This window comes from Mycobacterium simiae, from assembly GCF_010727605.1.
GTDB classification, from domain to species: domain Bacteria; phylum Actinomycetota; class Actinomycetes; order Mycobacteriales; family Mycobacteriaceae; genus Mycobacterium; species Mycobacterium simiae.
This window is the reverse complement of sequence record NZ_AP022568.1, coordinates 4,382,304-4,404,281: the sequence shown is the minus strand read 5'-3', so window position 1 is coordinate 4,404,281 and position 21,978 is coordinate 4,382,304. Positions and strand designations below refer to the sequence as shown.

General features: G+C 66.3%; 20 protein-coding genes, 1 tRNA gene and 1 pseudogene. 5 read left to right on the top strand and 17 right to left on the bottom strand.

All coding sequences use genetic code 11. The annotated features are described in order from the left end of the window. Positions 1-96: 96 nt before the first annotated feature. Positions 97-1,773: an energy-dependent translational throttle protein EttA gene (ettA, locus tag G6N33_RS20635; RefSeq protein ID WP_044507119.1), complete on the bottom strand. Its 1,677-nt coding sequence runs from the start codon at positions 1,771-1,773 to the stop codon at positions 97-99. A gap of 92 nt (positions 1,774-1,865) precedes the next feature. After that, complete coding sequence (locus G6N33_RS20630) at positions 1,866-2,342, bottom strand: single-stranded DNA-binding protein (RefSeq protein WP_044512117.1); 477 nt, start codon at positions 2,340-2,342, stop codon at positions 1,866-1,868. A 192-nt stretch (positions 2,343-2,534) separates the two neighbouring features. Here G6N33_RS20630 and G6N33_RS20625 point away from each other — a divergent pair. Further along, positions 2,535-3,786 (top strand): annotated as a pseudogene (locus tag G6N33_RS20625) (HNH endonuclease signature motif containing protein). 93 nt (positions 3,787-3,879) lie between these two features. Here G6N33_RS20625 and G6N33_RS20620 read toward each other — a convergent pair. The 6 genes from G6N33_RS20620 to lipQ form a co-directional block, all read right to left on the bottom strand. Then, positions 3,880-4,674, bottom strand: coding sequence for a PhzF family phenazine biosynthesis protein (locus G6N33_RS20620; RefSeq protein WP_044507121.1), 795 nt, complete (start codon positions 4,672-4,674; stop codon positions 3,880-3,882). A 77-nt stretch (positions 4,675-4,751) separates the two neighbouring features. Further along, positions 4,752-6,788 (bottom strand): cytochrome c oxidase assembly protein, encoded by a 2,037-nt coding sequence (locus tag G6N33_RS20615; RefSeq protein WP_044507122.1) that lies wholly within the window; start codon positions 6,786-6,788, stop codon positions 4,752-4,754. A 37-nt stretch (positions 6,789-6,825) separates the two neighbouring features. Next, entirely contained in the window at positions 6,826-9,177 is a 2,352-nt protein-coding gene (locus G6N33_RS20610; RefSeq protein ID WP_044507123.1) for a glycerol-3-phosphate 1-O-acyltransferase, read from the bottom strand. Then, positions 9,174-10,931 carry an HAD-IB family hydrolase/lysophospholipid acyltransferase family protein gene (locus tag G6N33_RS20605; RefSeq protein ID WP_044507124.1) on the bottom strand — a complete coding sequence of 586 codons (1,758 nt, stop codon included), beginning with the start codon at positions 10,929-10,931 and terminating at the stop codon, positions 9,174-9,176. Before G6N33_RS20605 ends, G6N33_RS20610 begins: the two co-directional genes overlap by 4 nt. After that, the gene (locus G6N33_RS20600; protein WP_101528574.1) at positions 10,928-12,400 is read right to left on the bottom strand and encodes a WS/DGAT/MGAT family O-acyltransferase; all 1,473 of its coding nucleotides are present in this window, start codon (positions 12,398-12,400) and stop codon (positions 10,928-10,930) included. Before G6N33_RS20600 ends, G6N33_RS20605 begins: the two co-directional genes overlap by 4 nt. A gap of 162 nt (positions 12,401-12,562) precedes the next feature. Further along, positions 12,563-13,810: an esterase LipQ gene (gene lipQ / locus G6N33_RS20595; RefSeq protein ID WP_044507127.1), complete on the bottom strand. Its 1,248-nt coding sequence runs from the start codon at positions 13,808-13,810 to the stop codon at positions 12,563-12,565. A gap of 185 nt (positions 13,811-13,995) precedes the next feature. Here lipQ and G6N33_RS20590 point away from each other — a divergent pair. Further along, positions 13,996-14,072: transfer RNA gene (locus G6N33_RS20590), tRNA-Arg, on the top strand. A 23-nt stretch (positions 14,073-14,095) separates the two neighbouring features. Here G6N33_RS20590 and G6N33_RS20585 read toward each other — a convergent pair. After that, on the bottom strand, positions 14,096-14,578 hold the full coding sequence (locus tag G6N33_RS20585) for a MarR family winged helix-turn-helix transcriptional regulator (protein WP_044507129.1): 483 nt from the start codon (positions 14,576-14,578) through the stop codon (positions 14,096-14,098). 87 nt (positions 14,579-14,665) lie between these two features. On the opposite strand from G6N33_RS20585, the gene G6N33_RS20580 reads away from it, so the two are divergent. Together G6N33_RS20580 and G6N33_RS20575 are read left to right on the top strand one after the other, a co-directional pair. Next, complete coding sequence (locus G6N33_RS20580) at positions 14,666-15,040, top strand: DoxX family protein (protein ID WP_044507130.1); 375 nt, start codon at positions 14,666-14,668, stop codon at positions 15,038-15,040. A gap of 136 nt (positions 15,041-15,176) precedes the next feature. After that, positions 15,177-15,869 (top strand): cutinase family protein, encoded by a 693-nt coding sequence (locus tag G6N33_RS20575; RefSeq protein ID WP_044507132.1) that lies wholly within the window; start codon positions 15,177-15,179, stop codon positions 15,867-15,869. A gap of 22 nt (positions 15,870-15,891) precedes the next feature. On the opposite strand, the gene G6N33_RS20570 is transcribed toward G6N33_RS20575, so the two are convergent. From G6N33_RS20570 to G6N33_RS20560, 3 genes are read right to left on the bottom strand one after another with little or no spacing between them, the layout of a single operon-like run. Continuing rightward, on the bottom strand, positions 15,892-16,131 hold the full coding sequence (locus G6N33_RS20570; protein WP_101528564.1) for a hypothetical protein: 240 nt from the start codon (positions 16,129-16,131) through the stop codon (positions 15,892-15,894). Between the two features lie 46 nt (positions 16,132-16,177). Further along, on the bottom strand, positions 16,178-16,447 hold the full coding sequence (locus G6N33_RS20565; protein ID WP_044507135.1) for a YdeI/OmpD-associated family protein: 270 nt from the start codon (positions 16,445-16,447) through the stop codon (positions 16,178-16,180). Between the two features lie 9 nt (positions 16,448-16,456). After that, positions 16,457-16,717, bottom strand: coding sequence for a hypothetical protein (locus G6N33_RS20560; protein WP_044507136.1), 261 nt, complete (start codon positions 16,715-16,717; stop codon positions 16,457-16,459). Positions 16,718-16,858: 141 nt separating this feature from the next. On the opposite strand from G6N33_RS20560, the gene G6N33_RS20555 reads away from it, so the two are divergent. Continuing rightward, positions 16,859-17,629, top strand: coding sequence for an enoyl-CoA hydratase (locus tag G6N33_RS20555; RefSeq protein ID WP_101528563.1), 771 nt, complete (start codon positions 16,859-16,861; stop codon positions 17,627-17,629). Between the two features lie 3 nt (positions 17,630-17,632). Here the strand turns inward: G6N33_RS20555 and G6N33_RS20550 are convergent, their stop codons facing one another. The 5 genes from G6N33_RS20550 to G6N33_RS20530 form a co-directional block, all read right to left on the bottom strand. Next, positions 17,633-18,529 (bottom strand): bile acid:sodium symporter family protein, encoded by an 897-nt coding sequence (locus tag G6N33_RS20550; protein WP_044507141.1) that lies wholly within the window; start codon positions 18,527-18,529, stop codon positions 17,633-17,635. 258 nt (positions 18,530-18,787) lie between these two features. Continuing rightward, on the bottom strand, positions 18,788-19,213 hold the full coding sequence (locus G6N33_RS20545; RefSeq protein ID WP_139813455.1) for a hypothetical protein: 426 nt from the start codon (positions 19,211-19,213) through the stop codon (positions 18,788-18,790). 286 nt (positions 19,214-19,499) lie between these two features. Further along, on the bottom strand, positions 19,500-20,321 hold the full coding sequence (locus tag G6N33_RS20540) for an HpcH/HpaI aldolase/citrate lyase family protein (protein ID WP_044507143.1): 822 nt from the start codon (positions 20,319-20,321) through the stop codon (positions 19,500-19,502). After that, complete coding sequence (locus tag G6N33_RS20535; RefSeq protein WP_044507144.1) at positions 20,318-20,812, bottom strand: MaoC family dehydratase; 495 nt, start codon at positions 20,810-20,812, stop codon at positions 20,318-20,320. Before G6N33_RS20535 ends, G6N33_RS20540 begins: the two co-directional genes overlap by 4 nt. Beyond that, a complete protein-coding gene (locus G6N33_RS20530) occupies positions 20,809-21,975 on the bottom strand; it encodes an acyl-CoA dehydrogenase family protein (RefSeq protein ID WP_044507145.1) in 1,167 nt (388 codons plus the stop codon). Before G6N33_RS20530 ends, G6N33_RS20535 begins: the two co-directional genes overlap by 4 nt. Between the last annotated feature and the right edge of the window lie 3 nt (positions 21,976-21,978).

Here is a 21,978-nt window from a genome sequence, read left to right as displayed (position 1 = left end):
GCTCCCAACTCAGGACGGATGGCACCTCGCTCAGTCGCTCCAGCCTCAGGCGGCCGAATGAGGCGCGTCGTCGCGGGGCAGCTGGCAAGGGTGAGACTAGTCCCGAGTCAGCTTGCGGTGGGTCACCCGGTGCGGCCTGGCGGCCTCGGCTCCGAGACGTTCGACCTTGTTTTCCTCGTAGGCACCGAAGTTGCCTTCGAACCAGAACCACTTGGCTTCGTTGTCGTCGTCGCCTTCCCACGCCAGGATGTGTGTGCAGGTGCGGTCGAGAAACCATCGGTCGTGCGAAATCACCACCGCGCAGCCGGGGAATTGCTCGAGGGCATTCTCCAGCGAACCGAGTGTTTCGACATCGAGGTCGTTGGTCGGCTCATCCAGCAGGATGAGGTTGCCACCCTGCTTGAGGGTGAGCGCCAGATTGAGCCGGTTGCGCTCCCCGCCGGAGAGCACGCCGGCCGGCTTCTGCTGGTCGGGACCCTTGAATCCGAACGCCGACACATAGGCCCGCGACGGCACCTCGCTCTGGCCGACGACGATGTGGTCCAGCCCGTCGGACACCACTTCCCACACCGTCTTCTTCGGGTCGATGCCGGCACGGGTCTGGTCGACGTAACTGAGTTTCACGGTCTCGCCGACCTTGACGGTGCCGCTGTCTGGCTCCTCGAGCCCGACGATGGTCTTGAATAGCGTGGTCTTACCGACACCGTTGGGACCGATGACGCCGACGATGCCGTTGCGGGGCAGGGTGAACGACAGATCCTTGATCAGGGTGCGTCCGTCGTAGCCTTTGTCGAGGTGCTCGACCTCGACGACCACGTTGCCCAGCCGCGGCCCGACCGGGATCTGTATTTCCTCGAAATCGAGCTTGCGGGTCTTTTCGGCCTCGGCGACCATCTCTTCATAGCGCTGCAGGCGGGCCTTGTTCTTGGCTTGGCGGGCTTTGGCCCCGGACCGCACCCAGGCCAGCTCCTCGGTCAGCCGCTTCTGCAGCTTGGCATCCTTGCGTCCCTGGACCGCGATGCGCTCGGCCTTCTTCTCCAGATATGTCGAATAGTTGCCCTCGTAGGGGTAGGCGCGCCCGCGGTCGAGCTCGAGGATCCACTCGGCGACGTTGTCCAGGAAGTAACGGTCGTGGGTGACGGCCAGGATGGCACCGGCGTAACTGGCGAGGTGCTGTTCGAGCCACTGGACGCTCTCGGCGTCGAGGTGGTTGGTCGGCTCGTCGAGCAACAGCAGGTCGGGCTTGGACAACAGCAGCTTGCACAGCGCCACTCGGCGCCGCTCGCCACCGGAGAGGTTGGTCACCGGTTCGTCGGCCGGCGGACAGCGCAGTGCGTCCATGGCCTGCTCGAGTTGCGAGTCCAGGTCCCACGCGTCCGCGTGGTCGAGTTCCTCCTGCAGCCGACCCATCTCCTCCATCAACTCGTCGGAGTAGTCGGTGGCCATCAGCTCGGCGACCTCGTTGAAGCGGTCCAGCTTGACCTTGATCTCGCCCAGGCCCTCTTCCACATTGCCGCGCACGGTTTTTTCCTCGTTGAGCGGCGGTTCCTGCAGCAGAATGCCGACCGTGGCGTCGTTGGCCAGGAACGCGTCGCCGTTGTTCGGCTTGTCGAGCCCGGCCATGATCCGCAAGACGCTCGACTTACCGGCACCGTTGGGGCCGACGACGCCGATCTTGGCGCCCGGAAAGAAGCTCAAGGTGACGTCGTCCAGGATCACCTTGTCGCCGTGCGCCTTGCGGACCTTCTTCATCGTGTAGATGAACTCAGCCATGCCGCGGTTTTGCCTTTCTAGTCTTCGAGAATGATCTCGCGAACCATCCTAGGCATCACCCAACAGCGATAACCCGACGCCCGACCCGTCAGCTAAGCCGACAGGGGTAACGATCCGCGGTCGTCGGCACCGTCGGCGGAGTCGGCCAACTCGCCGTCGGTCGCCGGTTCGGCCTCGGTGTCGGGGGTCGCGGATTCGGCGTCGGGACCGGTGTAGCCGGGCTTTTCGATACGCACGATCGCGCGCGAAACGTCCGGCCCCACGGAGGTGGCCCGCATCTCGAGCGACGATCGGCGATTGCCGTCGCGGTCCTCGTACTCGCTGGTGTACACGAAGCCCACCACGATCACCGGCGCGCCCTTGCCCAGCGCGGCGCCGACGCCGGTAACCAACTTGCCCCAGCAATTGACGTTGATGAACAGCGAGTTGCCCGGCTCCCAACCGCCGGCAGCTGTGCGGCGGCGTGAATTGCTGGCTACTCGAAACTTCATGACCTCCTGACTTCCGACCTGCCGACGCTCGGGATTGTTGACGATGTGGCCGACGACGGTGAGCGGTGTTTCGAACATGAGTTGGTTCCTTTCGTATAGCGCGTGACTGAGGACCATTGAGCGCTGGGTCACCGACGAGTCACCGGCAATTCGGTCCGATGCTCGGCTGTGTCTGTGGACAGATTCGTGACTGTGGATAGCGACGCGCGGCGCCGTGCGCGGCGGGGTTGTGGGCCGAGTTTTGTCGTACCTGGTTGTGAGGATGGGGTTATGTCGATCGCATCGTCTTGCGCCGCGGTGGGGGTGAGCCCTAAGGAGCGGCTGGAAGTGTTGTTCGGCGAGTTGGCGGAGTTGACCGGTCAGCGTAATGCCGCTGATGCCCGCATTGTGCAGATCACCGCCGAGATTGAGCGTGAGGAGTTGTGCGGGCTCACGGGTGCGCGGTCGGTGGCGGCGTTGGTGGCCTGGAAGACCGGTTCGTCATCGGCCAACGCCCACACCATCGCCACCGTCGCCCACCGCCTCGCGGAGTTTCCCCGCTGCGCGGCGGGCATGGCCGAGGGGCGGTTGTCGCTGGATCAGCTCGGGGTGATCGCCGCCGGGGCGGGGCCGGGATCCGACGAGCATTACGCGGCGCTGGCCTCGGTGGCCACGGTCAACCAGTTGCGTACCGCGGTCAAACTCGAACCGCGACCCGATCCCGCGCCTGGGCCGGCCCCGCAGCCGTCGATCACCAAGACCTCCGACGAAGAATTCACGTGTTGGCGGATCAAACTTCCCCACGAGGAGGCGGCGACCTTCGACGCGGCACTGGCGTCGCACCGCGACGCCCTGATCGCCGAATGGAAACAGGATCACGCCGATGGCAAGGACGTCTCGGAGAACGCGGCGCCGCTGCCGGGGACCGTGGAGGCGTTTCTGCGACTGGTCGAAACCGGGTGGGACGTCGAGGCGGCCCGCCGCCCGCACGGCCAACACACCACAGTGGTGGTGCACCTGGATGTGGCCGCCCGTGTCGCGGCGCTGCATCTGGGTCCGTTGCTATCCGACGCCGAACGCCAATACCTGACCTGCGATGCCACCTGTGAGGTGTGGTTCGAACGCGACGGCCAGCCCATCGGCGCCGGGCGCAGCACCCGGGTGATCAACCGGCGGCTGCGCCGCGCCCTGGAACATCGCGACCGCACCTGCGTGGTGCCCGGCTGCGGCGCCACCCGCGGTCTGCACGCACACCACGTCGTGCGTCTGGGAAGACGGCGGCCTCACCGAATTGGCCAACCTGGTCCTGGTCTGCCCCTACCATCACCGGGCACACCACCGCGGCCTGATCACGCTCACCGGACCCGCCGACCACCTCACCATCACCGACAGCACCGGCCAACCACTGCGTCCAGCATCGCTCGCACGGCCACCCCAACATCCCCCACCCGCCGTCCCACCCTGCCCCGGGCCCACCGGCGAACGCGCCCAGTGGTGGTGGTACCAACCCTTCCAACCCCAACCACCACCACCCACCAACTAAACCGCAACACCCAAACTTGTTTGGGAATCGATGATTTCGTCTGCGACATCCACAATCCGCACTGACGCGCAGGTGCATAAGGGCGCCGAAGCACTAGATGGCACATGGTATGGCCAGCGCGCCCCTGATCACGGTGACCGCTTTCCCGGTCAGACTCACTCGGTCATCGCGGAGGTGAACCTCGACTCGCCCGCCCCGTGCCGACAACTGGGAACCGATAAGCGTTTTCTTCCCGAGGATCGTTGACCGGTAAGCGCCCAGGCTGCAGTGAGCCGAAGCCGTCACGGGGTCTTCGTTTATCCCGGCGGCAGGCGCAAAAAATCGGGAGACAAAATCAGCATCGGCGTCACCGCGAGCGGTGACGATCACACCGCGGGCATCGAGCCTGGCCAGAGCGTCAAAGTCTGGGTTCAAGCCGGCGACAGATTGCGCACAGTCCAATTCCACAAGCATGTCCAGCCGTCCACGCCAAACCGCAATGGGCCTAACGCCAAGCATCGCAGTCAATCCCGGTGGTTCCGATACCCGACGAAGATTGTCGGACGGGAAGTCCAAGGAGATCCGTTCACCCTGCTCTCGTCGAGCGCCGAGCACACCGCCAGCGGTAGTGAACAGCAGGGTTTCCGAACAGTCACCGACTTCCCACAATATGTGCGCCGCGGCCAGCGTGCCACTGCCGCACAGTTCGAGTTCGCTGCCAGGACTGAACCAACGCAACTCCGTATTGACAGGAGTGCGGTGGATGAATGCGCTTGCAGGCAAATTAAATTCGCTCGCCAGTCGCTGGAGCCATTCAGTCGCCGGCCACCCCGAATCCAACAGGCACACCGCCGTCGGGTTACCGGCAAAGGGTTGCCCAGTGAAGGCGTCCACGGCAAAGACTTGCATCCCCGCAATTCTGCCCCGCAGATGCGCGAGCGTAAGGTCACTGTGAAAAGTCGCGAGCGCCGGAAATCGTGCCGCCGTTACGCTCGCGGATCGCTCGAAGACGGCTCCGGCCGCGGCCCGCCGCCTCGAGCCAGTTGGGCCAGCATCGCGTTATAGGCGGCGAGGTCGGCGTCGTCGTCGCGATCGGCGGCCCGGTCGAGGCGCCGTGCGGTCCGCTCGTCGCTGCGCGCCCACTGCACCAGCAGCGCGAGCATCACGATCACGAGCGGCACCTCCCCCGCCGCCCACGCGATGCCCCCGCCCAAGTGCTGGTCGCCCAGCAGATCGGTGTGCCAACTCAAACCGAGGGACCGGTAGTAGGCCTCGCCGAGCACGGTGGGGGTGCCCATCAGCTCCACACCAAAGAAAGCATGCAGGGGCAGCGAGGCGAACACCACACCCACCTTGGCCAGCGGCGGGATCGGCCGCGGTGTCGGGTCCACGCCGATCACCACCCAATAGAACAGGTAGCCGCTGAGCAGGAAGTGCACGTTCATCGCTAGGTGCCCGGAGTGACTGCCCACCGCGGCGTCGAAGATGCTGCTGAAGTACAGGCCGTAGAACCCGGCGACGAACAGCACGGTGGCCACGATCGGGTTGGTCAGCACCCGCGACGCCCGACTGTGCAAGGCGGCGAGCAGCCATTCCCGCATGCCGGGTGGGTCGTTGCGTCCGGCGGCGGGCAGCGCCCGCAGCGCGAGGCTGACCGGGGCGCCGAGCACCAACAGGATCGGCACCAGCATCGACAACCCCATGTGCGCGGCCATGTGCATGCTGAACATCGCCGGCATGTACCGGCCGACCCCCGATGAGGTGACAAACAGCAGGGCCAGACAACCCAACAGCCAGGCCAGGATGCGGCCGGCCGGCCAGTGATCGCCCCGACGGCGCAGCCGCAACACCGCCGCCACATACAACGCGGCAAAGACGATGGCAGTCGTGCCGAAGACCAGGTCGAAGCGCCAGTCGAACAGGATGCGGGCCAGGGTCGGCGGACCATCGAAGTCATAGCCGATCTCGGCTTCCGGGATCGATGGCAGCGGGTTCGGCGGTGGCGGCGGCGGGGTGCGGCCGAGCCCGACCGCGATGCCGAACGTCACTCCGAACAGGGCCGCCTCGACCAGCGCCAACCTGATCAGGAGCCTGCGTGCCATGGGATCGCGTTGCAGCGCAACGACTCCGGCCCGGCGCTGCCGCCAGCCCAGGACGCCCAGCGCGCACAGCGCGACGAACTTGGCCAGCACCAGCCGCCCGTATGTGGTGGTCAGCAGGTCCGACGGCAACAACCGGACCAGGGCATTCATCACGCCGCTGAGCGCCATGGCGACCCAGCACCACAGGGCGATCATCGAGAAGCGCCGGGCCGCCAGCGCGAGGTGGTCGCCCCCGCGCAGCGAATGGGCCAGCAGCGCCAGCAGGCCCCCGGCCCACACGCTGGCGGCGACGAGGTGAATCAGCAGGCTGTTGGTGGCCAGGTCATGCGAGCCGCCGGCCGACGAGTGACCGGTCAGGCCCAATGGAATCAGAGTGAGCACCGCGCCCGCGCACAACAGCGGGGTCCACGACCAGCGCAGCACCGCCGAGCTGGCCAGCGTCACGAGAGCGGCCAGGACCGCCGTCCAGCGCCACGCGGAGGCGGTGCTGATCAGGCTGGCCAGCGACCACAGCCGTAGCGGATCGAGTTGCTCGGACACCCGGTGGCCGGACACGTCGGAAATCGTCAGCGGAACCAGCAGGATGGCGCAGACGGTCCATACCGCGGACGCGACCGTTCCCAGCCGCAGCACCCGGTAACCACCGGCGTCCAGCACGCCGGACGGCTGCGGCGGCACCAGGAATGCCGCGAACAGGAACGATCCCACGGCCAGCACCGCAGCGATCTCCCCCACCGCCCGGACGAACGGCAGGCCGAGTGTCGTCGCCGGGCCGGGGTCGGGTAATCCGGTGGCGGTCAGCGCGTCGGCCAGTGACAGCGCTCCGATGCCGGCGGCCGTGCCGCCGGCCAGCACCGCGACGCCGGTGAGCAGCGGCCACACCATCTCCTGAGTCCTGGCTGTGGACTGCCGACCCGTCATGCGTCCAGGGTATGGGCGGTCGCCGGCAAAGCCCGCGCTACCCGGCCCGTCGAGCGGCGCGCTCCTCGCGCGCCCGGTACTCGCGGGCGATGAACTGGTTGCGGGCGATGTTCTCGACGTAGTCGAAGTCGCGCAGGATCCCCCGCAGTTCGCGCCGAAACGCCATTCGGCGTTCGGCAAGATCCGGCGCCGGGGCGATCAGATCCTGGTCGGCGACGACCTGTCGGGCGGTGGCGAACAGCAACGTGGACACCGACTCGCTGCTGCGCACCCGGGTTTGCGCCACGTATTGGCGGCCGACTCCGAGCGCCATCTCCGTGAGTTCCTGCTGCCCGACGTCGGCGGGCGCATCGCTGAGCACGTCGGCGACGATCTCGTAGGCCTCGAAGAACACCCGCAACATCGCGTCGGCCATCAGCGGGCGCTTGGCGAACAGCATGGCGTCGATCTCCTCGCCTCCGGTGGCGACGTGCGCTTCCCAGCCGTCATGCCACGCCATCTCCTCGGCGATGTTCGCGCGGAATGCCACCGAGTCGGCGAAATAGAAGTCGAATTTCAGTAGATCGCGCAGCCGCATCGCCTGCGCCCAGAAAGCCGCCATGCGGTCACCGTCGACGTTGCGGGCATGAGCCAGCGCGAGTTCGACAATCGAGGTCTCCAGGAAGGCGTGGATGACGGAGTTCCGGTAGAACGCGGCGGCGTGTTCCTTGTCCGGCGCGATGAGCCACACCGGTTCCCGCCCGCCGTCGACGCGGGTGATCGGGTGCCCGTTGGACAGGGCGTCGACGGCCGCGCGCACCCCGTCGCCGGTGCGCAGCCGCAGCGCACTAGTGGAGACCGGCGTGCGCTTGCGGTCGAGGTAGTCCAGTGAATCCTGCAGCGTGTGGTGCAGTTGGTCCAGCGTCAGCGCCGCGCCACGCGTGGTGAGCAACAACGCACACACCAGGCCTGTCGCCGTCACCGGGGTCGCGCGCAAAATCCGCCACGCCACTTCGAACGACATCTTCTGCAGCGCAAGACGTTTCGCGTCCTGGTCTTGGGCCAGCGGGCCGTGCGACGGGCCGAGGTATTGCCGCATCGACACAGCTTCGGGGAAGCGGACGTAGATCTTTCCGTAGTTGCGTTCGCCCTGCGCCTTGATGAAGTTGTACAGCCATAGCACGCCCTCGGGTGTCTTCTCCCCGCCGCGGGCGTAGGCCGCATACTCGGCCGTCTCGTGCAACTGGTCGAAGCCGATCGAAACCGGTTGCAGCAGAATGTCTTCGCTGCGACCATCGAGATACGCGTCGGCCACGTAGGACATTAAACCGAGCTTGGGGGGCAGCATTTTCCCGGTGCGCGAGCGGGTACCCTCGATCGACCAGCTCAGGTTGAACCGCTTCTCGACGATGTAGCCGACGTATTCGCGCAGGACGTACTTGTAGAGCGGGTTGTTGGCGATGTCGCGGCGGATGAAGATCACGCCGGAGCGGCGCAGCAGCGGCCCCATCAGGCCGAACGACAGGTTGATGCCGGCGAAGACATGCACCGGAGGCAGCCGGTTCTCCTGCATCGCCACCGGCACCACGGCACCGTCGATGTAGGAGCGGTGCGAGAACAACAGCACCGCGGGATGGATTTCCAACGCGTTGCGCATTGCGGCGACCTGGAACGTGTCGTAGTCGATGTCGGGGTCGAATCCCCGGCACACCGCCCTGGCCAGGACGGAAACCAGATCGACAGACACCCGGCTCCATCCGGTGGCCAGTTCGTCGAGCATCTTGCCCGCCTCGTCGACGGTGGCGCCCGGGATGGCTTTCAGTCCGGCGCGGAATCGGGTGGACGCCAGAATTTCGGGCTTCAACAGCCGCGGAGATTTGTACTGGGGACCCAGTATTCGATACTCGGCCCTTTCCAACGCCAAAAGTGCTCGGCGCGTCACGAATTCGGCGAAGTCGCGCTCGTCCTCGCCGACGGTCCTGTCCTGCCACTGCTCGCGGAGTTCGGACACCTTGGCGGCTTCACCGGCCACCACCCGAGCTCGGTACGGGTCGTTGCGCACGATGTGGCGCTGACGACGAGCATTGGGGTGGTAGGGATCCCAACCGGGGAGCAACCCGGCAAGCTTTGCGACTCTGCCCCGATCCGGGGCGGGCAGCCAGAACACCCGCACCGGCACGATGGAACGGTCTTCACCCGACGCCAGTTGATCGACAAGAAGATTCAGCGTCGCCGGCGACGCATCGGCGGGCAATTTGAGCACATCGAACTTCACATCCGGATTACGTGCTCGTTGCTGGCCCAGCCAATCCATCACCAACTGGGTTTCGACGCCGGACTGCATGGACGCCAGCACCAGCGAATCCTGTGCGGTCAGGACTGTGCTGCTAGCCGCGGCCAATTGCGTCACGTGCGCCCTTGGGGCGGGGAAATTATCGCCGTGTCGGATTGCTCGGTGGCCGGCTGCGGCGGCGTCTGACCGTCTTTGAGCGCAACCTCCGATTGATTCGGATGCTGCTGGGCAGGTTGGGATTTCGCAGCGGTCTTGGGCGCCGCCTTCTTGGGCTTCGCTTTCTTGGCCGGACCCTTACCCTTCGCTGGGGCCTTGGCCGGCTCCGACCTCTTTGCCACCTTCTTCGCGGCTTTCTTTGCCGCCTTCTTCTCGGCGTACACATCTGCCGCGGGCAGCTCGTCCACCGGCCAGTTCGCCAACGTATCCAGGTACAGCTGGCGTACCTCAGCGATGCGCTCGGGCAGTGTCTCAACCGTCCAGTCCTGCACCGAAATCGGCGGGAACACCGCGACGTCCACCGTGCCCGGGTTGATCGTGGTGGAGTTGCGGGCCGCGACAAGCTCCGCGTTACGGATCACGATGGGCACGATCGGTATCCCGACTGCCATCGCGATGCGGAAGGGTCCCTTCTTGAACGGCCCGACCTCGGTGGTGTCCATCCGGGTGCCTTCGGGTGCGATCAGAATCGACAGCCCCTTCTTGGCGCGCTCCTCGACCGTGCGCATCGTCTCCATCGCGGCGACCGGATCATCGCGGTCGATGAACACGCCGTCGGTCAACCGGCCCAGGGTGCCGATGATCGGGTCCTTTTGCAATTCCTTCTTGCCCACGGCGACCCAGTTGTCGCGCACCAGCGAGCCCGCGATGAGGGGGTCAAACTGGTTGCGGTGATTGAAGATAAAGACCGCCGGGCGCTGCGCGGTCAGGTTCTCCTTGCCGATGACGTTGAGGCTGACCCCGGCGGTCATCAGCAATGTCTGCGGGAACGTCGAGGTGAAGAAATTGACGCCACGCCGGCGGCTGGTGGTCAGCAGACCGACTCCCACCGCGCCGGCCGCGACCGGGAACATCGACCCGATGCCGGCCAGGGTCCGAATTTGGCGTCGCAACCCCACCGGGCCGCGGCTGTTGAATCGCAGGATCGGCCAGCCGCGCCGCTTGGCAACCGCCGCCATCTTGCCTTCGGGGTTGGTCGGCCGTGGATTACCGACCAGGTACATCAGCGCAACGTCCTCGTCGCCGTCGGCGTAGAAGTAGCTGTCTTTGAGATCGATGTCGTGTTCGGCCGCAAACCGTTGCACCGCAGCGGCTTTGCCCGGGCCCCACAGGATCGGCTTCACAACCTTGCCGGTGAGCAGTCCGTCTTCATTGATCTCGAACTTGTTGGTCAGGGTGTTGGTGATGCCCAAAAACCGGGCCACCGGGTTGACCTGAATGGTCAAGGCCGAGGAGCTGAGCACCACGGTGTGGCCGCGGGCGACGTGGGCGCGAACCAGTTCCCGCATCTCCGGGTAGATGCGCGACTCGATCCGCTGAGCGAAAAGCCGCTCGCCGATCTCGTCCAGGTCAGTCAGCAGCCGACCAGCCAACGCGGCGGAGGCCTTACCGATCAGATCCTCGAACTCGATGCGTCCGAGCGTGTGGTTCAGGCCCGCCTGCACCATGGAGAGCAGCTCGCCCACTCCCATGTCGCGTCGCCGCAGCCGCTCCTGGGTCAGGATGACGGCGGTGAAGCCGGCGACCAGCGTCCCATCCAGGTCGAAGAAGGCGCCGATCTTGGGCCCGGGCGGGCTGGCGAGGATCTCGGCGACTGATCCGGGTAGCCGCAAATCCTGTGCAGGAGTGTCCTTCTGGCCTTCGGCGCGGCTCATGAGCTCGACACCGATCGCGACGCCGCTTCGGTTTGGGCGGTGAACGAGGCTGGCACCGCGCGTGGCGGCGGATCATCGGCCAGCGCGAGGATCTCGTCGAAGCCCTCCAGCAGACACTGCGCGAATAACGCCTCTTCCCGCACGGCCGCCCGGTCATAGCGCACGGTGATGGTGCACCACCCCCCTCGTGAAATCAGGACCACCATCATCGCGACCCCGGGCAACGGCCCAATGCCGTACTGCCGCAATACTTTTGCACCGGCGATGTAGGTGTCTCCCGGGTATACCGGCACATTGCTAGCCTGCACATCCGAGCCGATGACCGAGCCGGTGAGGCCCTCCAGCACGGCCGACGGCAACACGCTGAGCACCGGCGCCAACGCGCCGATGATATTCATTGCCGGCTCGTCGCGGCGCTGGGTCATCTGGGCCCGGATCTTCTTCATCCGCGACACCGGATCGGCGGTACCCAACGGCGCTGCCAAGTTCACGCCGGTGAACCGGTTGCCGCCGGCCGTGTCGGCGTCGGCCCGCAACGAGACCGGCACGGCCATCGGCAATGTGCCGATCGGTACTCCGAGCGCCTGGTGGTAGCGGCGTAGGGCGCCGGATAGACCGGCCAGGTAGGCGTCGTTGATCGACCCGCCGCCGGCCTTTGCGGCCTTATGCAGATCGGAGAGCCGGATGTCGATGGCCTCGGTGCGCGAGGTGAGGCTGCGCCGGCGCAACAGCGGCGAGGGCTCCGCGGCGCGGTTGACCACCCGCACTCCCGACACGGCGTAGTCCACGATCCCCGACACCGTAGATACCGGTTCCAGGATCACCCGACCGGCCGCTGACACCGCCCCGGCCACCGCACCTGCGACGCCGCCGACGATGTTCAGCGGCAAACGGTTCAGGCCCTGGCGCATCAGGTCGTTGGGCGACAGGTCCTGCGGGACGGGCACCGGCGGTGTCGGTTTGGCCGGCGGGTCGCGCTCGAGATCGTAGATTTCGGCGAACATCTCGACGCCACCCACACCGTCGGTGACGGCGTGGCTGATGTGCAGCAGCGTCGCGGCCTTGCCGTCGGGCAGTCCTTCGACCAGGGTGGCCGTCCACAGCGGCCGCGAAATGTCCAGTGGCGACTGCAAAATCAGCTCGGCAAGGTCGAACACCTGACGCAGCGTTCCTGGTTCGGACACCCGGAGCCGGCGGACATGGAAGTCCAGGTTGAAGTCGGGGTCGACCACCCAGCGCGGCGACGCGGTCGGCAACGTCGGCACGACGACCTTCTGCCGGAGCCGCAACACCTTTCGAGACGCGCTTTCGAACCGGGTGCGGAATCGGTCCCAGTCCGGCGTGCTGTCAAGCAGTTCCAGGGCCATGATTCCTGATCGGGTACGCGGATTGGCTTCGCCGCGATGCAGGAGATAATCCACGGGCCCGAGTTCGTCGGGCAACCCGGGACGTCCCTCGGGCTCAGCCATGATCATCAACTCGACGCGTCAACCTCGTCACAGCCGATCAAGCCTCCTGATTCAGCTTCATCACCCGGATAGCTCCACCAACGCTAGTCGCGATGACGGGCTGGTGAAAGGCACGATTCGGTCGCTACGCGAGCTAGCTGTGGGCTGTTAACCTTGCGCAACTCAACTGGCAGAGGTTGCCGAGACTGCCCACGAGTCGATCAACGTGCTGTCCCGACGGCCGTAGACGATGCCCAAAAAGTCGGCGACGGCGTTGGCAGCCAGCCGCGACCGGGCCGTCGACAGGATGTCGAACGCGTGGTGGGCATTGGCAAGCTCGGCGTGCGCCACGACCGCGGCTCCGGCGGTACGCATCGCCTCGCAGAAGTCCCTGGCCTGCCCGCAGGGCACCAGTTCGTCTTTCTGCCCGTGCAGCACGAAGAAGGGCGGCGCTTGGTCGTGGACGTAGGAAATTGGCGAGGCCGCGCGGAAACGCTCGGGTGTCTCGGCGAATCGAGCGCGCATGACGAACTGCTCGAGGAACGGCATCATCAGCTCGTGCATGGTGTCGGCGTTGGTGAAGTCGTAGACGCCGTAGTAGGGCACCGCCGCCTGAACGGTGGTGTCGGCGTCTTCGAACCCCGGCTGGAATTGCGGGTCGTTGGGGGTCAGCGCGGCCAACGAGGCGAGGTGTCCACCGGCCGAGCCGCCGGTGATCGCGATGAAGCTGGGGTCGCCGCCGTAGTCGGCGATGTTCTCGCGAACCCATGCGATGGCCCGCTTCACGTCGATCAGGTGCGCCGGGAAGGTGGCCCGCGGGCTCTTGCTGTAGTCGATCGACACGCAGATCCAGCCGAGTTCCACCATCCGGCTCATCAGCGTGTAGGCCTGACCGCGTTTCCCGTTGACGGCCCACGCCCCGCCGGGAACCTGAATCAGCACCGGCGCGCGTCGGCCGGGCGCCATGTCGTGGCGGCGCCAGATGTCCAGCAGGTTGTCGCGACCGCGCGGTCCGTAGGAGATGTCCGACGTCTGTGCGGCGTACCGGCGGTGCGGGCCGGGCCGGTTCAACAGCCCGCCGCGCGGTGCGCACTCGGGCTCTGCACAAGTGGGATGGCACACCTCGTCGACATATCCCGGCCCGAAGGACTCTTCGAGCGCCGCGGTGAGCGTCTGCTCCGCGCGCTGGCCGGCCCAGTTGGCGCCGACCCGACCGATCGCGGGCGCCGAGACCCGCGACAGCGCGTGTCCGGTCACCACGTGCGGCGGAAACTCCGTGGTCAGCCAGCCGGCAAACCAGCCGAGGGCGAATGGCGAACCGCGCAGCAGCAGGGCGGCCGCCCGCGACGCGCCCTTGGCCTCGGCCAACAGGCGGAACGCTTGCGAACCGGCACTGGCGTACCGCCCAGTCTTGCTCATGGCCACGCCCATCGAACGGCTCTCCTCGACCTCATGCACACGCCTCGTTGCGGTTAACAGCTGTTTACCAGCTGATGTTGTCCGTGTGTCGAGGGTCTATACGATAACCGGTTTCGGTAGCGGTGCAATGCTTTTCGCGCGTGTCGCGTCGGCGAGTCGGGACGGCGGGCATTCTTGGATAGACTGACCTGCGCATTGCCTCCGTAGCTCAGGTGGATAGAGCAAGGGCCTTCTAATCCCTAGGTCGCACGTTCGAGTCGTGCCGGGGGCACCAAAGCGGCACCAAAGCGGTCCGTGTCACCTCGACTGCTCACCCGGACATGATGGCGGGGCATCCGGGACGATGCGGGTGAGCAGCTCGGTCAGCTGCGCAACCTGCTCGGCGGTGAGCCTGTCGAAAACGTAGGACCGCACGGCCGCCACGTGGCCGTGCGCCGCGGCACTCACCTTGTCAAAACCCTTGTCGGTCAAGATCGCATCGGTCAGACGCCCATCGCCGGGGTTGGTCCGGCGGCGCACATATCCGGCCGCCTCCAAGCGCTTGACGACATGCGACAGCCGGGACAGCGACCCGTTGGTCACTACTGCCAGCGACTTCATGCCCAACCTGCGCGTGGGTTGTTCGGCGAGCACCCCGAGCACCCGGTACTCGTATTGGTTCAGATTGGCATCCCGGCGAAGTTGCGCGTCGAGCGCCGCGGGCAGCGTGACCAAGACGCGCACCAGTTCCAACCACGCAGTGCTCTCCGCGTCGTTCAACCACCGAGTTTCCTCAGCCACCCCATCGACCCTAGCTGAGTTGACGCTTCAACTTAACAGGGCTAGCGTTGACTTGAAGCATCAAGTGAATGCGCGGGAGGCGAGGGCATGAACGTCGCGTTATGGATCCTGCAAGGGATATTGGCGGCTGCTTTCGCCGGGGCCGGACTGATGAAACTGACCGTCGACAAGAAGAGCCTCGCCGACAAGGGCATGAACTTCGTCGACGAGGTCTCCCCCGGATTCGTCAAGGCGCTCGGGGCCGCCGAGCTGCTGGGCGCCATCGGCGTGGTGCTGCCGGCGATCGTGCACATCGCCCCGCTCCTGGTGCCCGTCGCGGCGACCTGCCTGGCACTCGTGATGGTAGGCGCGATCGTTGTCCACATCCGTCGCGCCGAGTACGCCGCCCTGCTGGCGCCGGCGGTGCTTTTGGTGGCGGCGGTGGTCGTCGCCTGGGGCAGATTCGGTCCCAACGCCTTCTGATCACGGCGCCGCCGTTCACCCCGACGTCACCTGTCGTTTTCGCGCCGTTCCGTCCCGACCTCCCAGACCGGTGAAATCGGCCACCCCCGCCTAAGGGCACCCTTAGTTGCGACGCTGGATGTGTCAGCATGGGGACGTGATTGCATGCCAATTCGGTGGTCCCTGGGGTGTCGCGGCAGCGGCGGCCTGCGCGACCCTGTTGAACCTGTCCATCGCGACCGCACCCGCGTCCGCCGCAACATGCCCGGACATCGAGGTGACTTTCGCTCGCGCCACGAACGAGGCACCCGGGGTCGGTGCGGTCGGGCAGGAATTCATCGATTCGCTGCGCTCGCAGGTGGGCGGCCGCAGCCTCGGGGTGTACGCGGTCAACTACCCGGCCGACGACGATTTCGCCCCGTCGGCCTCCGCCGGGGGCAGCGATGTGCACGCCCACGTGCGGTCAATGGTCGCCGACTGCCCCGCCACCAAGCTGGTGCTCGGCGGAACTTCCTTGGGCGCGATGGCGATAGACCTGGCCACCATCGCCCGGGCCCCCATCGCCGGCTTGATCCCCGACATCCTCACCGCAGACGAGGCCGACCATGTCGCCGCGCTCGCGCTGTTCGGCAACCCGTCGGACCGATACCTGGGAGCGCCGGTGAGCGAGGTCAGTCCCTGGTACGGGGCCAAGGCCATTGATCTGTGCGCCCCCGGCGATCCGGTGTGCACGCCCGGTGGCCCGCTAGCGCTGCCGTCGCATGACGAGCTGTTCTCGCCGGTCGCGCTTTCTTACGCACACTCCGGAATGCCAAGTCAGGCAGCCACTTTCGTGGCAAGCCACCTCTGACGCACGGCTGATTGGCCGGCGCTCACGGCGGTGGCGGCGCGGCGGGGTCGGGTGGCGGTTCGGGATAGGGCGGCGGCCCGCCCGGCACCGGGTGCGCGCAGTCCGGCACCACGATGATGGTCTTGCCGACCATCGTCCACGTGATGCCGCATTCCAGCGGCACCACCGTGGGCGCTGCGGCGTGGGCGGTTGACACCACGACCACTGCGGTCGTCAGTGCCGGGCGGATGACGTGGGAAACGAGTCGCAGCGCGCCGGCCATCCCCAAGCCTGAAATAGCGGAGGGCCGGGCGCAACTCGAGCAGCAGCTACGGTCGACCGGTACGTTCCCGGTGCTTGCAGCCCGGCCAGCAACATGGCCGACGCTGCCCTTCCTCCAGCTCTTCCTGCGTCCGGCGAATGCGACGCTGCCGCGTCGCCTCTTGCTTCGCGTCCTCGACCCAGCAGATGAACTCGTTGCGCGCCAGGGGCGTGATGTCTTTCCACGCGGCAAAGGCGGTCGGGTTGCCGATCAATGCCTCGCGCAGGTCCGCGGGCAACTGGTGCACCACGCCGCCGGGTATCCGTTGACTGACCATTCGGCCAGATTAGCGGCCGGTCGGGACAGCAACCGAGCCCTGCGTGTACTGCCACACCAGGCCATGCTTACCGTTCATCATCCGCTCGCACGTCATCAGGTGTCCGTCCGCGTCGCGCATGGTCGCATGCCGCAGCGAACACGGCTGATCCTGCGCGGGCGGGTTGGCGTGCGCGACACGGAGACCGAGTGCGGTCAGACCGACCATCACCGAGCAAAAGATCACCCACCGGAAGGCCTGCGCCCTGGCGCTGATCGTTGTGGTCCGCATGAGCTGTCCCCCGTCGTGCTGTCGTTGGCTGGTGTGATCAGCATCGGCAGTCGAGCTCGCGGCATCCTTGGCGAATTCTTGGCGCGTAACAGCCAAGTAGCCTTTAGCTCGCCCACTGACGTCGCCGACCGGAGGTGCCCGATGGCCCAGTCCGATTTCGTCCTGTTCAGCGTGGCGAATCGCGTCGCGCTCATCACCGTCAACGACCCCGACCGGCGCAATGCGCTGACGAGCGAGAGCTCGGCGCGGCTGCGTGCCGCCGTCGAACGGGCCGAAGCCGATCCGGGTGTGCACGCCCTCGTCGTCACCGGGGCGGGCAAGGCGTTCTGCGCCGGTGCAGACCTGAGCGCGCTGGGCGCGGCGGGGGCCGGCGCCGCGGAATCGGGTCTGCAACAGCTCTACGACGGGTTCATGGCCGTGGGCAGTTGCACGCTGCCGACCATCGCTGCCGTCAATGGTGCCGCAGTGGGCGCGGGGCTGAACCTGGCACTGGCCGCCGACGTGCGCATCGCGGGGCCGGGCGCACTGTTCGACCCCCGGTTTCAGAAGCTGGGATTGCATCCCGGGGGCGGCGCGACGTGGATGCTGCAGCGGGCGGTCGGCCCGCAGGTCGCTCGCGCGGCCTTGCTGTTCGGCATGAGCTTCGACGCCGAGAGCGCCGTACGGTACGGGTTGGCGCTCAGCGTTGCCGACGACCCGGTCGCCGCGGCGCTGGAGCTGGCCGCCGGCCCCGCGTCCGCGCCGCGTGAGGTGGTGCTGGCCACCAAGGCCAGCATGCGCGCGACGGCCAGCCCCGGGGCACTTGACAGCGAGCAGCACGAATTCGCGATGCGCACCGAGCTGGGGCCGCAGGTGTCCTCGATCCAGTCGCCGGAGTTCGCCGACCGGCTGGCCGCGGCACGTCGCAAGTAGGCCCTACCCGCGGGGCCCGCTCGCCGCGTCGGCTGGCCCACTGACCCGAAACCCTGGGTCCACCCGACGCGCAGTCACGATGAACGCCACCGCGACGAACGGCGCCAGTCCTCCGTAAACCGCTGCAGGAGTTGCCATTTCGGCGCTATTGAGCAGCTGAGGGCTCAGTGCCACGCTCAGCGCCACCACGGTATTGTGCAGTCCGACCTCCAGGCTGACGGCGGTCGCCTGGGGGGAGGCCAGCCGCATCACGCGCGGCACCAGGTAGCCGACGGTCAGGCTGGCGGCGCAGAAGGACACGACCGCTGCGCTGAGCACACCGAAGTTGTGCCAGAGCGACGTTCGTCCCCTGGCGAGAGCGGCCACGACCGCCAAGACCAGCAGCGCGGCCGCGACGAACTTGGTGGGCCGTTGCAGTCGCCGCGCGAAGGCGGGAAGACGATGGCGGATCGCAACGCCGATCGCGGTCGGAACGAGCACAAGGGCGAAAACCGCAACGAACTTGTCCAACTGCAGCGGGATGAACCGCCCCTCACCCAGAAACCAGGTCATCGATGCCGCCAGGATCAAAGGCAGGGTGAACACCGACAAGGCGGCATTGATGGCCGCCAGGGTGAGATTGAGCGCCAGATCTCCGTTGAACAAATGGCTCAGGATGTTGGCCATTGTCCCGCCGGGAGTCGCGGCCATCAGCATCAGCCCGACCGCCAGATGCGGCTCGAGGTGGAAGACCTCGGCGATCAACACACACAGGACGGGTAGCACTAGGGCCTGGCAGACCAGCGCTACTGCCAGCGGCCGGCGCAACGTGGCGGCCCGCTTGAAGTCGTCGACGGTGAGTGTCAGCCCGAGGGCAAGCATGACCACGGCGGCAACCAAGGGAAAGTACTGATTGCCCATAACGCTCCACACTGTCGTCGCCCGGCCCGCCGACGGATTGATCGACGCGAATAGTCAGCTTGCCTTATACGGGAGCATGGCGCCCGGAGCACACCAGGCGGCAAACACGATGTCACGGGGTCCAGCGCGGCCGCCAAGCGTTTTCCAGCGATTGCCGTCGACGAATCCGAAACAGCCGGCTCAAATCACGGCGAGGTAATCGAGTAATAGCCGAACGCCCCTGAATCCGATTGATTCAGGGGCGTGCAGCAGAAATTATCAGGACGCAGACTTGATGGTGATCTGGTCGACCTGCGTGAAGCCCGGCGGGTTGCCGCAGGCTCCCGTGATGTAGGTGTGCGCGGACGTGCCGGTCAAGGTGTTGGGATCCCACACGGTGTGGGTGGTAGTGCCGTAGATGGTGTACGCGCCGTCCGGGCAGCTGACGTTGCTCATGGTGTCCATCACCCATTGACCGTCGACCAATCGTGCTTGGCTGGCGCCCAATCCGGCCTTGATCCAGAGGCACCCGTTGCCGCAAGAGTTGACCGACCAGCTGTTGTCGATGGAGTGACCGCTCGGTGTCGTGACGGTCTCGGTGTACGACCCGCTCATCGTCGGTGTGTCGGCCCACGCTGCGCCTGCTGAACCGACAGCCAAACCGGCGCAGATAGCGGTTAAGGCAAAGCCCCGCGCGATGGTCATGTTCTCGTTCCTTCCGTACAGCCAGTCAGTGCAGCGAGCAACTGTGATGTGGTCGAGCAAAGATTACGACAGTTTCGCGGTATCGGCATTCGCATACGTTTCTGCTCTTTTGCAATCTTGTTAACACCCGAAAAGGCCCGCTGCGCAATACCGCATCGGTGCCGGACGACGGCAACGCAGAAACATCACGGTAACTCGAGTGTCATAAGTCCGCAGAGTGGACCGGCGAATATTAACGGTTTTCCACCGCGGTCTGGCAGAGCCCGACGGGGCTGTGTAGCGAACCTCAGTCCGAAACGGATTCTCCGGACCGCCGCACCAGCGTTGCCGCATGCTTGAGCACCGGCGAGTCCACCATTTGGCCCTCGAACGCGAACACGCCGCGCTCGTGCCGGGCCGCCGCCAACACCCGCCGGGCCCAGTCCAGCTTCTCCTCGCTGGGGCGAAAAGCCTTGCGCACCACGGAAACCTGGCTGGGATGAATGCATACGGTCCCGGCGAAGCCCAGCGCCACCGCGTCTTCGGCTTCTGCTCGAAGACCGTCGAGGTCCGGGATGTCCAGGTGCACGGCGTCGAGCGCGACCCGACCGAAGGCGTTCGCGGTCAGCAGCGCCGTCGACCGCACGTGCTGAGCGACGTCGCGATAGGAGCCGTCAGCCTTGCGGCTGGAGCTGCCACCGAGGGTGGCGACCAGATCCTCGGCGCCCCACATCAGCGCCACCGTGTTGTCGGCCGCCGCGATTTCGGTCGCGAAGACCGCGCCGCGCGGCGTCTCCAACAGCGCGATGACCTCGCGCGGCGCCAGGGCCGTCACCTGCGCGGCGGATTCGGTTTTGGACAGCATCACCGTGGTGTACGCGGTGCCCGCCAACGCGTCCAGGTCGCGCGGATAGTCGGCGGTGTCGGCGGCGTTGATCCGGACCACGGTTCGCTCCGGGTCCAGCGGAGTCTCCTGCAACGCCTTGCGGGCGGCTTGCTTGTCCGCTTCGGCTACGCCGTCTTCGAGGTCGAGGATGACGACGTCCGCAGCGGCGGCCGCTTTGGCAAAGCGCTCGGGCCGATCGGCCGGGCAGAACAGCCAGGCCGGGCCCGCGGCTTGCAGATTCACTCGGCCTCCTGGTTGTTCGGCCGCTTCTGGACCAGCGTCGTGCGCACCGCACGCGCGACGACGTCGCCGTGCTGGTTGCGACCGGTGTGCTCGAGAGTGACGATGCCTTGCCCCGGGCGGCTGTTCGACTCGCGCTTACCGGTGCAGACGGTTTCCGCGTACAGGGTGTCGCCGTGGAACACCGGCTTGGGGAAGGAGACCTCGGAGAAACCGAGGTTGGCCACGATGGTGCCCAGCGTCAACTGCGACACCGACAACCCGACAAGCGTCGAGAGGGTGAACATCGAGTTGACCAGCCGCTCGCCGCGGAAGCCCGGCTGTTCGGCGGCCCAGGCCGCGTCGAGGTGCAGCGACTGGGTGTTCATGGTCAGCGTGGTGAACAGCACGTTGTCGGCTTCGGTGATGGTACGGCCCGGGCGGTGCAGGTAAGTCGTGCCGATCTCGAATTCCTCGAACCACAAACCGCGCTGAACAACGGACTTGGCCGTCATGACAAGCCCAGCGATCGCGCGATAAGCATCAGCTGCACTTCGGTCGTCCCTTCGCCGATTTCGAGAATCTTGCTGTCGCGGTAGTGCCGCGCCACCGGATACTCATTCATGAAGCCGTAGCCGCCGTGAATCTGGGTGGCGTCGCGGGCGTTGTCCATTGCGGCTTCCGAGGAGATCATCTTCGCGATGGCCGCGTCCTTCTTGAACGGCTTGCCCGCCAACATCTTTGCCGCGGCGTCGTAGTAGGCGGTGCGGGCGACGTGGGCCCGTGCCTCCATCCGCGCGATTTTGAAGCTGATCGCCTGGTAGGAACCGATCGGCTTGCCGAACGATTCACGCTCCCTGGCGTACTTGACGCTCTCGTCCACGCATCCCTGCGCCACACCGGTTGCCAGCGCGGCGATGGCGATGCGCCCCTCGTCGAGGATCGACAGGAAGTTCGCGTACCCCGTTCCCCGGGCCCCCAGCAGGTTCTGCTCGGGGACACGGGCGTCGGCGAAGGTCAGCGGGTGGGTGTCCGAGGCGTTCCAACCCACCTTGTTGTAGACCGGTTCGACGGTGAACCCCGGGGTGCCGTTGGGCACGACGATCGTCGAGATCTCCTTCTTGCCGTCAGCGACCGTGCCGGTCACGGCGGTGACGGTAACCAGCGAGGTGATGTCGGTGCCGGAGTTGGTGATGAATTGCTTGGCGCCGTTGATCACCCATTCGCCGTCGTCCAGCCGGGCCGTGGTGCGCGTACTACCGGCATCAGAACCCGCGCCCGGCTCGGTCAGCCCGAAGCCGGCCAGCGCCCGCCCGGCAACCAGATCGGGCAGCCACTTCTGCTTCTGCTCCTCGGTGCCGAACCGGTAGATCGGCATCGCACCCAGCCCCACGCCGGCTTCCAGCGTGATCGCCACCGATTGATCGACCTTGCCCAGTTCTTCGAGGGCGAGCGCCAGGGCGAAGTAGTCGCCGCCCATGCCGCCGTACTCCTCCGGAAAAGGCAGCCCGAACAAACCCATGTCACCCATCTTGGCGACAACTTCGTACGGAAAGCTGTGCTCCTCATCATGTTTGGCGGACACGGGAGCCACGACGGTTCGCGCGAAGTCGGCGACGGTGCTGCGCAGTTCTTCGTATTCCTTGGGCAACGTCCCGGCGGGAATGGTTGTCGTCATGAT